Annotated in this window: 10 protein-coding genes; 8 read left to right on the top strand and 2 right to left on the bottom strand. The window is 60.6% G+C overall.

Going from position 1 to position 14,744, the window contains the following annotated elements; all coding sequences use genetic code 11:
* Nucleotides 1–3 precede the first annotated feature (3 nt).
* The 3 genes from HBO05_RS00740 (at nt 4) to HBO05_RS00730 (ending at nt 6,192) form a co-directional block, all read left to right on the top strand.
* Complete coding sequence (locus HBO05_RS00740) at nt 4–3,183, top strand: efflux RND transporter permease subunit (RefSeq protein WP_170041477.1); 3,180 nt, start codon at nt 4–6, stop codon at nt 3,181–3,183.
* Complete coding sequence (locus HBO05_RS00735; RefSeq protein WP_169951431.1) at nt 3,180–4,595, top strand: TolC family protein; 1,416 nt, start codon at nt 3,180–3,182, stop codon at nt 4,593–4,595. Before HBO05_RS00740 ends, HBO05_RS00735 begins: the two co-directional genes overlap by 4 nt.
* A 340-nt stretch (nt 4,596–4,935) precedes the next feature.
* Nucleotides 4,936–6,192, top strand: coding sequence for an MFS transporter (locus HBO05_RS00730; RefSeq protein WP_172311195.1), 1,257 nt, complete (start codon nt 4,936–4,938; stop codon nt 6,190–6,192).
* A 78-nt stretch (nt 6,193–6,270) separates the two neighbouring features.
* On the opposite strand, the gene HBO05_RS00725 is transcribed toward HBO05_RS00730, so the two are convergent.
* Nucleotides 6,271–7,287, bottom strand: coding sequence for an AraC family transcriptional regulator (locus HBO05_RS00725; protein ID WP_169951426.1), 1,017 nt, complete (start codon nt 7,285–7,287; stop codon nt 6,271–6,273).
* Nucleotides 7,288–7,477: 190 nt separating this feature from the next.
* On the opposite strand from HBO05_RS00725, the gene efeU reads away from it, so the two are divergent.
* From efeU to HBO05_RS00700, 5 genes are all read left to right on the top strand, one after another.
* Complete coding sequence (efeU, locus tag HBO05_RS00720) at nt 7,478–8,311, top strand: iron uptake transporter permease EfeU (RefSeq protein ID WP_170041480.1); 834 nt, start codon at nt 7,478–7,480, stop codon at nt 8,309–8,311.
* Between the two features lie 78 nt (nt 8,312–8,389).
* Complete coding sequence (efeO, locus tag HBO05_RS00715) at nt 8,390–9,517, top strand: iron uptake system protein EfeO (RefSeq protein WP_172311837.1); 1,128 nt, start codon at nt 8,390–8,392, stop codon at nt 9,515–9,517.
* A 14-nt stretch (nt 9,518–9,531) separates the two neighbouring features.
* Nucleotides 9,532–10,821 carry an iron uptake transporter deferrochelatase/peroxidase subunit gene (efeB, locus tag HBO05_RS00710; RefSeq protein ID WP_169951421.1) on the top strand — a complete coding sequence of 430 codons (1,290 nt, stop codon included), beginning with the start codon at nt 9,532–9,534 and terminating at the stop codon, nt 10,819–10,821.
* A gap of 27 nt (nt 10,822–10,848) precedes the next feature.
* A complete protein-coding gene (gene efeO, locus HBO05_RS00705; RefSeq protein WP_172311193.1) occupies nt 10,849–11,661 on the top strand; it encodes an iron uptake system protein EfeO in 813 nt (270 codons plus the stop codon).
* A 426-nt stretch (nt 11,662–12,087) separates the two neighbouring features.
* The gene (locus tag HBO05_RS00700) at nt 12,088–13,290 is read left to right on the top strand and encodes an MFS transporter (RefSeq protein ID WP_169957290.1); all 1,203 of its coding nucleotides are present in this window, start codon (nt 12,088–12,090) and stop codon (nt 13,288–13,290) included.
* On the opposite strand, the gene pssA is transcribed toward HBO05_RS00700, so the two are convergent.
* Nucleotides 13,287–14,630: a CDP-diacylglycerol--serine O-phosphatidyltransferase gene (pssA, locus tag HBO05_RS00695; protein ID WP_170057393.1), complete on the bottom strand. Its 1,344-nt coding sequence runs from the start codon at nt 14,628–14,630 to the stop codon at nt 13,287–13,289. The genes HBO05_RS00700 and pssA overlap by 4 nt on opposite strands.
* Between the last annotated feature and the right edge of the window lie 114 nt (nt 14,631–14,744).

Below are 14,744 nucleotides of genomic sequence, written 5' to 3'. Positions count from 1 at the left end.
CAGATGAATTTTTCCAAGTTCTTCATATCGCGGCCGATCTTCGCAGCGGTGCTATCGCTGCTGATCCTGATCGCCGGCGCAATCTCGCTGTTCCAACTGCCGATCAGCGAATACCCGGAAGTGGTACCGCCGACCGTGGTGGTGCGCGCCAACTTCCCCGGCGCCAACCCCAAGGTCATCGGTGAAACCGTGGCCTCGCCGCTGGAACAGGCGATCACCGGCGTCGAGAACATGCTCTATATGTCCTCGCAGTCGACCGCCGACGGCAAGCTCACCCTGACCATCACCTTCGCCCTGGGCACCGACCTGGATAACGCGCAGGTGCAGGTGCAAAACCGTGTGACGCGCACTCAGCCCAAACTGCCTGAGGAAGTGACACGCATTGGTATCACCGTGGACAAGGCCTCCCCCGACCTGACCATGGTCGTGCACTTGACCTCCCCGGACCAACGCTACGACATGCTGTACCTGTCCAACTACGCGATCCTCAATATCAAGGATGAGTTGGCGCGGCTGGGCGGCGTGGGTGATGTGCAGCTGTTCGGCATGGGCGATTACTCGCTGCGGGTGTGGCTGGATCCGAACAAGACCGCCTCGCGCAACCTGACCGCCACGGATGTGGTAACCGCGATTCGCGAACAAAACCGCCAGGTCGCCGCCGGTGCCCTGGGCGCGCAACCTGCGCCCAACGACACCAGCTTCCAGTTGTCGGTCAATACCCAGGGCCGCCTGGTCACCGAGGAAGAGTTCGAAAACATCGTGATTCGCGCCGGCGACAACGGTGAGATCACGCGCCTCAAGGACATCGCCCGCGTTGAGCTGGGCTCCAGCCAATATGCCCTGCGCTCGCTGATCGACAATCAGCCGGCGGTGGCGATTCCGATCTTCCAGCGCCCGGGCTCCAACGCCATCGACATCTCCAATGATGTGCGCAGCAAAATGGCCGAGCTGAAAAAGAGCTTCCCCGAAGGCATGGATTACCGCATCGCCTACGACCCGACCGTGTTTGTGCGCGGCTCGATCGAGGCGGTGGTGCACACCTTGTTCGAGGCGTTGATCCTGGTAGTGCTGGTGGTGATCCTGTTCCTGCAGACCTGGCGTGCGTCGATCATCCCCCTGGTCGCAGTGCCGGTGTCGCTGATCGGCACCTTTGCGGTGATGCACTTGTTCGGCTTTTCCCTCAATGCGCTGTCGCTGTTCGGCCTGGTGTTGGCCATCGGGATCGTGGTGGACGACGCCATCGTGGTGGTGGAGAACGTCGAACGTAACATCGAGCTGGGCCTGGAGCCCTTCCCGGCCACGGAAAAAGCCATGAGCGAAGTGACCGGGCCGATCATTGCCACGGCGCTGGTGCTGTGTGCGGTGTTTATCCCGGCCGCCTTTATCAGCGGCTTGACCGGGCAGTTCTATAAGCAGTTTGCCTTGACCATCGCCATCTCGACCGTGATCTCGGCATTCAACTCCCTGACCCTGTCGCCGGCCCTTGCCGCAGTCTTGCTGCGCAGCCATGACGCGCCAAAAGACCGGTTCTCCAGGTTCCTCGACAAGCTCTTCGGTGGCTGGCTGTTCCGCCCGTTCAACCGCTTCTTTGAAAAGGCCAGCCATGGCTATGTCGGCACCGTGCGCCGGGTGATCCGTGGCACCGGTATCGCGCTGTTCGTGTATGGCGGCCTGATGGTGCTGACCTTCTTCGGGTTTGCCCACACGCCCACCGGTTTCGTACCGGCCCAGGACAAGCAATACCTGGTGGCCTTCGCCCAACTGCCGGACGCCGCCAGCCTGGACCGCACCGAAAACGTGATCAAGCGCATGTCTGACATCGCCTTGAAACAGCCCGGCGTCGAAAGCGCCATCGCCTTCCCGGGCCTGTCGATCAACGGGTTCACCAACAGCCCCAACAGCGGCATTGTGTTCGTGACCTTGAAACCGTTCGGCGAGCGCAAGGACCCCAGCATGTCCGCCGGGGCGATTGCCGGGGCGCTGAACGGCAAGTACGCCGACATCCAGGAAGCCTACATGGCGATCTTCCCACCGCCGCCGGTACAGGGCCTGGGCACCATCGGTGGGTTCCGCCTGCAAGTCGAAGACCGTGGCAACCTGGGCTATGAAGAGCTGTACAAAGAAGTGCAGAACGTCATCGCCAAGAGCCACAACGTGCCGGAACTGTTCGGCCTGTTCACCAGCTACACGGTCAACGTGCCCCAGGTCGATGCTGCTATCGACCGGGAAAAGGCCAAGACCCACGGCGTGGCGATCAGCGACATCTTCGACACCCTGCAAATCTACCTCGGCTCGTTGTATGCCAACGACTTCAACCGCTTTGGCCGTACCTACCAGGTCAACGTGCAGGCTGAACAGCAGTTCCGCCTGGACCAGGACCAGATCGGCCAGTTGAAAGTGCGCAACAACAAGGGCGAGATGATCCCGCTGGCGACCTTCATCAAGGTCAGCGACACCTCGGGGCCGGACCGTGTGATGCACTACAACGGCTTTATCACCGCCGAGATCAACGGCAACGCCGCCCCCGGCTACAGCTCGGGCCAGGCGGAGGCGGCGATCGAGAAACTGCTCAAAGAAGAACTGCCCAACGGCATGACCTACGAGTGGACTGACCTGACGTATCAGCAAATCCTCTCGGGCAATACCGCGCTGTTCGTGTTCCCGCTCTGCGTACTGCTGGCGTTCCTGGTACTGGCCGCCCAATACGAAAGCTGGAGCTTGCCACTGGCGGTGATCCTGATCGTACCGATGACCCTGCTGTCGGCCATCACCGGGGTGATTCTGTCCGGTGGCGACAACAACATCTTTACCCAGATCGGCTTGATCGTACTGGTGGGCCTGGCCTGTAAGAACGCGATCCTGATCGTCGAATTCGCCAAGGATAAACAGGAAGAAGGCCTCGACCCGCTGGCTGCGGTGCTGGAAGCCTGCCGCCTGCGTTTGCGGCCGATCCTGATGACCTCGTTCGCTTTCATCATGGGCGTGGTGCCCCTGGTGTTCTCCAGCGGCGCCGGTGCCGAGATGCGTCATGCCATGGGTGTGGCGGTGTTCTCCGGGATGATCGGGGTGACCTTCTTCGGCCTGTTGCTGACGCCGGTGTTCTACGTGTTGATCCGCCGCTATGTGGAGCGCAGCCAAGCGCGCAAAGCGGCCAAGGCCTTGCAGCTGGAGACACAGCAATGAATGTGAAAGTGTTCCTGCCGAGCCTGTTGGTATTGGCGCTCGCCGCCTGTGCCGTGGGCCCGGACTATAAAACCCAGCAACTGGAGGCGGCCAACATCACGGCCGCCGCCGATGCCAAGCAATACGACCACGCCAAGTTCGAAGGTATCTGGTGGCAGCAATTCGAAGACCCGATCCTCAACCAGTTGGTCAGCCAATCGTTGAGCGGCAACCGGGACCTGCGGGTCGCGTTTGCCCGCCTGCGGGCCGCCCGGGCGATTCGCGATGACGCCAGCAATGACGCGATGCCGACCATCACCAGCCGCGCCAGCAGCGACTTGGCCAAGGGCCAGATCCCTGGCCAGACCACACGCCGGGTCAATAGCGAGCGCTATGACCTGGGCCTGGACATGGCCTGGGAATTGGACCTGTTTGGCCGCATCCAGCGCAATCTCGAAGCCAGCGACGCCGACCAGCAAGCCGCCGAAGCCGACCTCTACCAACTGCAAGTCAGCCTGATTGCCGAACTGGTAGACGCCTACGGCCAACTGCGCGGTGCGCAACTGCGGGAAAAAATCGCCCTGGCCAACCTGAAGAACCAGCAGGATTCGCGCACCATCACCGAAAGCCTGCGCGATGCCGGCGTCGGCGACCAACTGGACGTGGTACGTGCCGATGCGCGCCTGGCAGCGGTCGAAGCCAGCGTGCCGCAATTGCAGGCCGAGCAAGTGCGCGAGCGCAATCGCATCGCCACCCTCCTCGGCCAGCGCCCGGACAAACTCAGCGTGGACCTGAGCCCAGCCAACCTGCCGGCAATTGCCAAGGCCTTGCCGATTGGCGACCCGGGGCAACTGCTGCAACGGCGCCCGGACATTCTCAGTGCCGAACGCAAACTGGCAGCGGCTACCGCACGTATCGGCGTGGCCAAGGCCGACTTGTTTCCACGGGTCAGCCTCAGTGGTTTCCTTGGGTTTACCGCTGGCCGTGGCTCGCAGATCGGTTCCTCCGCCGCCAACGCCTGGGCCCTGGGCCCGAGCATCACCTGGGCGGCCTTTGACCTGGGCAGCGTACGCGCCCGCCTGCGCGGCGCCGATGCCGAAGCCGACGGCGCCCTGGCCACCTACGAGCAGCAAGTATTGCTAGCGTTGGAAGAGTCAGAGAATGCCTTCAGCGACTACGGCAAGCGCCAGCAGCGCCTGGTCTCGCTGATCCGCCAGAGCGAATCCAGCCGTGCCGCGGCCGACCTGGCCGAAATCCGCTACCGCGAAGGCACCGCCGACTTCCTCGTACTGCTCGACGCCCAGCGTGAACGCCTGCTGGCCGAAGACGCCCAAGCCCTGGCCGAAGTGGACCTGTATCGCGGCATCGTGGCGATCTACAAGGCATTGGGGGGTGGCTGGCAGCCGGAGACCGTGGTCGCCAGCGCAAAGTGATGTAAAGAGCTCCTTTGGTTGGTCGCATCCAGCCAATTTTTAGCCCCGTGGTCCATTCGGTCACGGGGCTTTTTTTGTTTGGCGCGTCCTAAAATATTGAAAGTTATTTCTGTAAGTTAAACAAGAAGTCCCTGGTAAGTAATTTCCTAGTACCGTGCAGCACTTGGCTGCAAGGTAAAAATTCTTATTATTGCTGCGCTCAAATCGAAGCTGCCAGTTCTCCCATTATCATGACTTGGCCAGCTTTTTCAGCATTTAGCAAGAATCACCCCTTCAAAAGGAGATGTACGCCCCTTAAGCTTCAAGACTTTTGAATTAAAAGACAGGCGTTCAAATAAAAATGGGCTCATTCAATTTTTTAAAAAATAAAAACGACAACTTATATTATTCATTGTCGATATTTTTGAATCTGGATGTTCAGAGAAGCTTATTTGTGCTCTACCTATTGCAACTTGGAATCACACAAGGAGAAATAGGTATTCTTCAATCTTTTTTATTCTTCTCTTCTGTCGCATTGGAAATCCCATCTGGCTTACTCGCAGATCGATACGGTCGTAAATTTTCGCTTATAATAGGCTTCTTAGGATTATTTATAAGCGGCGTTGGCTTTTTACTGTTCTCTTCCTTTATTCCTTTCGCAATTATATTTTGCCTATTCGGTGCCAGTATTGCCATGAGCTCCGGTTCAGACAGGGCATTATTGTATGATAACTTACTGGCAGAAAATCGAGCTGAAGATTACCCCAAGATATTATCTCGCGCCCGTGCCATTGGTGCGGTTTCATTAGGCTTGTCCATGCTTCTTGGCGGTGTACTACAAGACACATGGTCTTGGAACTGTGTTTATATTTTTTTTGCAATATCAAAGCTTATTGGAGCGCTGACTGTAACATTAATCCCCGAAATCAAACTTCCACCTGTCTCACTGAACACCAATAAAGAAAGGGGCATGAGCAGTAAAAATACAGAGGGTCTTTTTACTGCGCTAATTAATTTCTTCCGCTCTAAAAACGGCGCTTTTCTTATACCTTTATTTATTGGATATGCTTTATTCGAGCTTTCAACGATTCCGTTGTTTATCTATGGCCAACCTTTTTTCTCCATTCAGGGCTTAGAAGTACCTATAATTGCCGGCATCTATGCTGGAGTTGAAGCCATATCAGCAGTAATGTTCATGGGCGCTGGCTTTATTTGCGCCAGGTTTTCTCTCGGTGCAATTGCCTTCATTACCACCCTTGCCGTTACTTTTCTTCTTTTCATTTTATCATTGAATATCGGAACGACCACTTCAATCGCAAGCTTTCTTCTAATTATGTCGCTCCCAGCCATATATGAGACGTCATATGAAACGTATATCCATGATAATGTCGAGTCACGCATCCGAGCATCTTGCCTCTCTGTTGCCAATCTAGTCAACTCGGTGATTATCGGTATCTCCTATACTGTTTTCGGCGGACTATTAGATGCATATGGTTTCTCATTGACTTTAATTATAGTTGCGGCAACCTGTTTCTTTGGTTTACTGGGTGTATGTACCACATTGCTGATAGGCGGCCGAAAAACCCGTTTAAATAACCAGAAGATTGAATCACCCTAGATTTCCTAGAGCCTCTGCAGGCTCACTATTGAAAGCCGGCTTGGAGTTTTAACTGAGCCTTATCCGCCCCCTTACGCCCTATGTAGCATCATTAAGAATCAAGCTGCGGTAATGCCCGGGATTGGAGCCCGACCATTTGCGAAAGGCCTTGTAGAACGAACTCACATCGGCGAAACCCAGGCGGCTGGCGATCTCGGCGAAGCTGATATCGGCCTCGGCCAGCCACACAACCGCCAGTTCCTTGCGCACGCTGTCCTTCAGGCCCTGGTAGGTTTGCCCTTCTTCCGCCAGGCGCCGGCGCAGGGTCGAGGCGGACATGCACAACACCTGGGCCAGGCTTTCGGTTTCCGGCCACTGTTGGGCCGGGCGTCGGCGCAGGTCATGCTTGATGCGCATCGCCAGGCTGTCGGGGTCGCGGTATTTGACCAGGATGTTGGCCGGCGCCTGGGCTAGGAAGCGCTTGAGTTCCTCGGGGCTGCGCTTGACCGGCAGGTCGAGGCAGTCGGCAGAAAAGATCATGCGTGTACGCGTGCGATCAAAGCGCAGGTTGTCAGAGAACATCACCTGGTAGTCGTCGCAGAAGTCCGGTTGCGGGCAGCGCAATTCAATGGCCAGGATCGGGATGCGTCGCCCGGCCAGCCAGCAGGCGACGCCGTGGACGATCATCCAGTAGCAAAAATAGGTGAACGCCCGTCGCGGTTCGGGTTCGGGCTCCAGCAAGACGATTTCCGCCAGGCTTTGCTGGCGCACCAATTGCGCGGGCAGGTGCTCGAGCATCAACGACAGGAAGCCCAGGCCGGTTTCCAGGGCCTCGCCCAGGGTAGGCTGGGCCATGGACGCGCGACACAGGAACCCCAGGCTGCCGGACTTGAGCTTGCGCGGGTCCATGCCAAAAAACTCATCATCCCGACGCCGCGCCAGCAAGCGCCAGAGCCGCGCGTACGCCAGCGCCGGGACGCGGGCGGCAGGCTGCTCCAGCAAGGCAGGCTCGATCCCGACCTTGTTCAGGGCCTCCCGCGTCGCCGCACCGGGGGCGCAACTCTGCAACAGGGCTTCACGAACCAGGTGGATGGAGATTGTGTCTTTTTCCGACATGGGCCAGGGCTCAATCTTGTAGGTCGGCCATTGTAGGAGCGTGTTGGCTTGATAAGGAACACATACCCCACGCTGCAACGACTTAGGCGGCTGTTCAGGCCGTGTTCAGAAAACGTCAAGATCCGCTGTTTAGTAATGAGTATCATTATGTTACAACTTAGCACCCTAACTAATTACGTTGCGGTGCCCGATGCTCGTCCCCTTTCTCATCATGCTGCGCGAAGGCATTGAAGCCGCATTGATCGTCGGCATCATCGCCAGCTACCTGCAACAGACCGGCCGTGGCCAATGGATGCCGGCGGTGTGGATCGGCGTATTTCTGGCAGCCGCCCTGGCCCTGCTGGTCGGCGGTGGGCTGGAGTTGGTCAGCGCCGAGTTCCCGCAAAAGCAGCAAGAACTGTTCGAAGGCATTGTCGGCCTGGTGGCCGTGGGCATTCTCAGTTCCATGGTGTTCTGGATGCGCAAGGTCGCGCGCTCGATCAAGCATTCCCTGCACCAATCCCTGGATCACGCCCTGGCCGGCTCGCGCAATCAGGTGATTGCGCTGATTGCCATGGTGTTTTTCGCCGTAGCCCGTGAAGGCCTGGAAACGGTGTTCTTCCTGCTGGCAGTGTTCCAGCAGAGCGAAGGCCCGGCCGCGCCCATCGGCGCCCTGCTCGGCCTGGTGCTGGCGATTGTTGTGGGATTCTTGATCTACAGCGGCAGCATGCGCCTGAACCTTGGTGCGTTCTTTCGCTGGACCGGGCTGTTCATCCTGGTGGTAGCCGCCGGCATCCTCGCCAACTCGGTGCAGGCCCTGCATGAAGCCGGGGTGTGGAACCACTTGCAGACTGTACTGTTCGATTTCAGCGCGACGCTACCGATGGATGGCCCGCTGGGCTCGGTGCTGGCCGGCATGTTCGGCTATCAGGACGCGCCGACCGTCAGCACCCTGGGCGCCTACCTGATTTACCTGGTGCTGGCGCTGGTGATGTTCTTCATGCCCGCCGCGCCGGCCACCCCCACTTCCGTTTCCAGCCAGTAAGGTCGTCCCTTGCCAAACCAAGCCCCTGCCTCGCCACCCCGCGCCTTGCGTTGGGCGGTCGCCGGTTCGGTGATCGTGATGATCGCCGCCGGCGGCCTGTTCTACTACGCCTCGCAATTGGCCGCGGCCAAGCGCCAGGTCAATCACAACGAAATCGCCGTGATCATCCATGCCCATGCCTGCGAGCCCAACGCCCTGACGGTGCCGGCAGGCCGTGCGAGTTTTCGCATCATCAATCGCTCGGATCGCGCGGTGGAGTGGGAAATCCTCGACGGCGTGCTGGTGGTCGAAGAGCGCGAAAACATTGCGCCGGGCTTGAGCCAGGTGATCAACGCCAACCTGCTGCCGGGCGACTACGCCATCACCTGCGGCCTGTTGAGCAACCCGCGCGGCACCCTGCACGTAACGCCGACCGCCGAGTCCGACGCCCAGGCCAAAGCCAAGCCGTCGATGGTGGCCTTTGTCGGCCCGCTGTCGGAGTTTCGCGTGTATCTGAACACCCAGGGTGGCGCCTTGATCAAGACCGTCAGCGCCCTCCAACAGGCGATTGCCGCAGGCGACCTGAGCCAAGCCCAGGCCCTGTACCTGCCGGCTCGCGAGGCTTACCAACGACTGGCCCCGGCCGCCCAGCGCCTGGCCGAGTTGGACAACGCGATCAATGCCCGCGCCGATTACTTCGAAAAACGCGAACAGGACCCGGCCTTCAGCGGCTTCCATCGCCTGGAGTACAGCCTGTTCGCGCAACACAGCCTCGAAGGCCTGGCACCGATTGCCCAGCGCCTGCTGGCCGATGTCACCACCCTCAAGCAACAGCTGCTCGCGCAGTCGCTGCCGCCCGAGCAACTGGTGAGCATCCTGGTGCGCAACCTCAACAGCCTGGCCGACGTGCGCGCCGCCAGTGGCGAAGAGGAGCGCTACAGCCACCTCGACCTCAATGGCTTTGCCGCCAACCTTACGGTGACGCGCAAAGTGTTGGACCTGATGCGCCCGCTGCTGGGCAAGTCCGCCGCCGACCTGTTGCCGGGGATCGATAGCGCGATCAACGCTTTCGCCGCGCAACTCGACGGCCTGCAGGTCGATGGCCACTACCCCACCTATGACAGCGTTACCGCCGATCAGCGCCAGCAGATCGCCGACAAGGCCAAGGCTCTGGCCGCCGCACTCGATGGAATCGACCCAGCCCTTGGCCTCTCCGGCCTTAAGTGAAGACGACCAAATAGATGAGTGATTCAGAACAGTTCAACGCCCAGCGCCGCCGTGTGTTGCTGGGCATGGCCGCCACCGGCGCGGCAATTGCCGGCAGCAGCCTCAGTTGCCCGGCGATGGCGGCCGGCGCGGCCCAGGTCACCGCTGCCCCCAGCAGCGAAAAAACCCAGGACCACCATGCCTTCCACGGCAAGCACCAGAGCGGTATCGTCACCCCGCGCCCGGCCTGCGGCATGCTGGTGGCGTTCGATGTATTGGCCAGCGACCGCGAGGACCTGGAGCGGTTGTTTCGCACGCTCAACGAGCGCATCAGCTTTTTGATGACCGGTGGCAGCGTGCCGCAAGTCGACCCGAAACTGCCGCCCACCGACTCCGGGATCCTCGGCCCGGTGGTCACCCCGGATAACCTGACGATTACCGTGTCGGTGGGCGCGTCGTTGTTCGACGAGCGTTTCGGCCTGGCCGCCGCCAAGCCCAAGCGCCTGACCCGCATGGTCGGCTTCCCCAACGATGCCCTGGAACCGGCGCAGTGCCACGGCGACCTGAGCCTGCAGTTGAGTTCCAACACCCCCGATACCAATATCCACGCCCTGCGCGATATCGTGAAAAACCTGCCGGACCTGCTACTAGTGCGCTGGAAACAGGAAGGCAGCGTACCGCCCCAGGCCCCTGCCCGCGCCGGGCAGCCGGCACAGAGTGCGCGCAACTTCCTGGGCTTTCGCGATGGCTCGGCCAACCCGGACTCCAACGACGCCAAGGCCATGGACCAACTGGTCTGGGTCCAGCCCGGCAGTGACGAGCCCGCCTGGGCCGCCCATGGCAGCTACCAGGCGGTGCGGATCATCCGCAACTTCGTCGAGCGCTGGGACCGCACGCCCTTGCAGGAACAGCAGAGCATCATCGGCCGGATCAAGACCAGCGGCGCGCCCATGGACGGTCACAGCGAAGCCCAGGTGCCCGACTACAGCAAGGACCCAGAAGGCAAACTGACCAAGCTCGATGCGCATATCCGCCTGGCCAACCCGCGCACAGCGTCGACCCAGGCCAACCTGATCCTGCGCCGGCCGTTCAACTACTCCAATGGCGTCAACAAGAACGGCCAGCTGGACATGGGCCTGTTGTTTATCTGCTACCAGGCAGACCTGGAGAAAGGCTTCATTACTGTGCAAACCCGGCTCAATGGCGAGCCTCTGGAGGAGTACCTCAAGCCGGTGGGCGGCGGCTACTTCTTCACGCTGCCGGGGGTCACCGGGCCCAAGGACTTTATCGGCCGCACCTTGCTGCACACCACTGCCAACACCTAACCCCCTCCCCACAGCGGAAACCGTCCCATGAAAAAGTCGTCTCTTGCGTTGTTGTTGACCCTTTCTCCGCTCGCAGCCTTTGCCGCGACGGCGCCCCTGGACCTGGTGGGCCCGGTGTCGGACTACAAGATTTATGTCACCGACAAGATCGATGAACTGGTGACCCAGACCCAGGCCTTTACCGACGCGGTGAAAAAAGGCGACCTGACCACCGCGAAAAAACTCTATGCGCCGACCCGTGTGCACTATGAGGCCATCGAGCCGATCGCCGAGCTGTTCAGCGACCTCGATGCCTCGATCGACTCACGGGTCGACGATCACGAAAAAGGCGTGAAGGCCGAGGATTTCACCGGTTTCCACCGTATTGAATACAGCCTGTTCGCCGAGAACAGCACCCAGGGCCTGGGCGCCCTTGCCGATGGCTTGAACAAGGACGTCAAAGACCTGCAAACCCGCGTTGCCGGCCTGACTTTCCCGCCGGAAAAAGTCGTCGGCGGCGCTGCCGCGTTGCTCGAAGAAGTGGCCGCCACCAAGATCTCCGGCGAAGAGGACCGCTACAGCCACACCGACCTGTATGACTTCCAGGGCAACATTGACGGGGCGAAGAAGATCGTCGACCTGTTCCGTGGGCAGATCGAACAGCAGGACAAGGCGTTTTTGGCCAAGGTCGACAAGAACTTCGCCACGGTGGACACCATCCTGGCCAAGTACAAGACGGCCGATGGCGGTTTTGAAACCTATGACAAGGTCAAGGAAAACGACCGCAAGGCCCTGGTCGGCCCGGTCAATACCCTGGCCGAAGACCTGTCTACCCTGCGGGGCAAGCTGGGGTTGAACTGATACCTCGACGGTAGCGGCTCTGAGCCTGACACACCGCCATCGCGGGCAAGCCCGCTCCCACAGGGGGTCTCAGCGAGCAGAAAATATTCGCCACACCGCCAATCAAATGTGGGAGCTGGCTTGCCTGCGAGGGCGGTGTGTCAGTCACCGGAAACAGTGGCTGAACCACCGCGATCGCGAGCAAGCCCGCCCCCACAGGGGATGTTCGTCGGGGCTGAAACTTGGGCCACACCGCAAATCAAACGTGGGAGCTGGCTTGCCTGCGATGGCGGTGTGTCAGTCATCCAAGATGGGTGGCTGAACCACCGCCATCACAAGCAACCCCACTCCCAAAGCTGTAGATCCCTATCATCTAGGTTAATCGCGCTGTGCGTTTAACCGTCTTACCTATAACGTTCCATTGATCCCACTCACGGAAGATTCCCCATGCCCGATTCAGCCACTAGCATCGATGCCGCCTTGCCCACCTCTGTGTCGTTCAACCTGCGTCCCCTACTGATCGCCAACATGGCCTGCACCATGGCGATGATGGCGTTTGTCTCGCTGATTGGCCCCATCGCCCGGGTGCTGGGGCTGGCGACGTGGCAGGCGGGGGCGGCGGTGACGGTGTCCGGGGTGATCTGGATGTTGCTGGCGCGGCCTTGGGGCCAGGCCAGTGATCGCCTGGGGCGCCGGCGCGTACTGTTGCTGGGCACCGGGGGCTTCACCCTGGCGTACTGGGCGCTGTGCGTGTTTATCGACGCTTCCCTGCAATTACTGCCCTCGGCCATGCTGGCGTTTATCGGGCTGGTGCTCGGGCGCGGGTTGATCGGGGTGTTCTACGCCGCAATCCCGGTGGGCGGCTATGCGTTGATCGCCGACAATATCGAGCCGGCCCACCGCGCCAAGGCCATGGCCTCGCTGGGGGCGGCCAACGCCTGCGGCCTGGTGCTAGGGCCGGCGGTTGCCGCGCTGCTGGCCCGCTACAGCCTGAGCCTGCCGTTCTATGCCATGGCGCTGTTGCCGATGCTCGGCTTCCTGGTGTTGCTGGTGAAACTGCCGCGCCAGGAACTGCACCTCAAGCAACCACCCAAGGCCGTCAACCTCTCTGACCCACGCCTGCGCCGGCCCCTGGTGGTGGCCTTTGCCGCCATGCTCTGTGTGTCTATCGCCCAGATCACCGTGGGCTTTTTCGCCCTCGACCGCCTGAAAATGAACCCGGCCGATGCCGCACAAACCGCCGGGATTGCCCTGACGATGGTCGGCCTGGCCTTGATCTGCTCGCAATTGCTGGTGCGCAAGCTCGAATGGCCGCCATTGCGGATGATCCGCGTCGGCGCCACTGTTTCCGCCCTGGGCTTTGCCGGCAGTATGTTCGCCGATACCGCGTGGATCCTCTGGCTGTGTTTCTTCGTCTCGGCGGCCGGCATGGGCTGGATCTTCCCATCGTTCGCCGCCCTGGCGGCCAACGCAGTGGAAGCCTCGGAACAAGGCGCTACTGCCGGGTCGGTGGGTGCCGCACAAGGCTTGGGCGTGGTGGTCGGGCCCCTGGCCGGGACTCTGATCTATGCCGTTGAGCCGCGGCTACCGTACCTGGTGGCCGCTGCCCTGCTGCTGCTCATAGCGATCTGGCCGGCACCGCGCCACTAGAGAATCCGATACAACAACCGCTCGACCCGTACCCGGCTGACCCGGCGCAAAAACTTGCCGACGGCCTCGGGGTAATCCACCAGCGTCTGCAACTGCTGGTAGCCCTGGATCCGCGTGGTGTGCTGGAAAATCTGCGCAAGCTCGCCACGCCGTGGTGCCATCCACTGGCCCTGGGGATCGTCGATCAGCAAGGCGTTTTCCAGGTCCAGGCGAAAGGCCCGGGGGTTGAGGTTGTTGCCGGTGAGCAAGGTATAGCGTTCGTCGACCCACATGCCCTTGAGGTGATAGGTGTTATCCCCGTCGCGCCACAGATGCAGGTTGAGCTGGCCGCTGTCGATCATGCGCTGGTGGCGCTTGGCAAAGCGGCGCAGGCTGATCTCGTAGAGATACGGCAGCGCGGCGATGATCCTGAAGGGTTCGCTGGGCGGGATGTAGAAGTCGTTGGCGGTCTTGTCGCCGACGATGATGTCGATCTTCACCCCCCGGGCCAGCGCGCGGTTGATTTCCCGGGTGACTGGCAGCGGCAGGTTGAAATACGGGGTGCAGATGGTCAACTGCTGCTGGGCACTGGCGATCAGCTCGCAGATCACCCGGCTCAGCGGGTTGTTCTTGCCCACCCCCAGCAGCGGGCTGACCGACAACCCGCCAATGCCCGCCTGGCCGGCGGTGGTGTCATAGGTCGCGTGCTTGAGACGGCTGCGCAGGTCGCCGATGTCATTGCGCAAGCTGCGGGTACTGGGCAGGTTGGGCAGGTCCAGGCGGTGCACCGCCTTGGACGCCACCAGGCCATGTTCCACCAGGTGTTGCAGGGAGTCGGCCAGGGGCTTGCTGTGGATCAGGTGATAACGGTCGAAGCGGTATTTGTCGAACTTGTGCAGGTACACATTGTTCAAGCTGGCGCCGCTGTACAGCACACTGTCGTCGATCACAAAACCCTTTAGGTGCAGCACGCCGAACAGCTCGCGGGTCTGCACCGGCACGCCGTACACCGGCACTTGCGTCGGGTGTGACTGGGTCATCGCCTGGTACCAGGCGCTATTGCCCGGCTGCTTGCCCGCGCCGATCAGCCCGCGCTGGGCGCGCAGCCAGTCGACCATCACCACGATATCCAGCCCGGGCCGTGCGGCCTTGGCGGCATGCAGCGCGTCAAACACCTCCTGGCCCGCTTCGTCCTGTTGCAGGTACAGGGCGACGATGTAGATACGGTGCTGGGCCTGGGCGATTTTCTCCAGCAGGCAGCGGCGAAACTCGGCAGCGCCAGACAGCACCTCGATCGCATCGGTGCTCAGGGGAAAACCGCGCAATTTGGGCAACAGGGAACGTTTGAATAACGACGGCATAGGGCTCGCAATGATCGAATCCGAAGAGCCCGAGAGCTTACACCATGGGGGTCCCCAGGTCTGCCCACGGGCCGCTGAAAATAATTGATTGACCAAGAAGAACGATCGTTCTAC

It is taken from the genome of Pseudomonas sp. WS 5079, assembly GCF_012985465.1.
Taxonomy (GTDB): Bacteria; Pseudomonadota; Gammaproteobacteria; order Pseudomonadales; family Pseudomonadaceae; genus Aquipseudomonas.
This window is presented reverse-complemented; position numbering and strand designations above follow the sequence as displayed.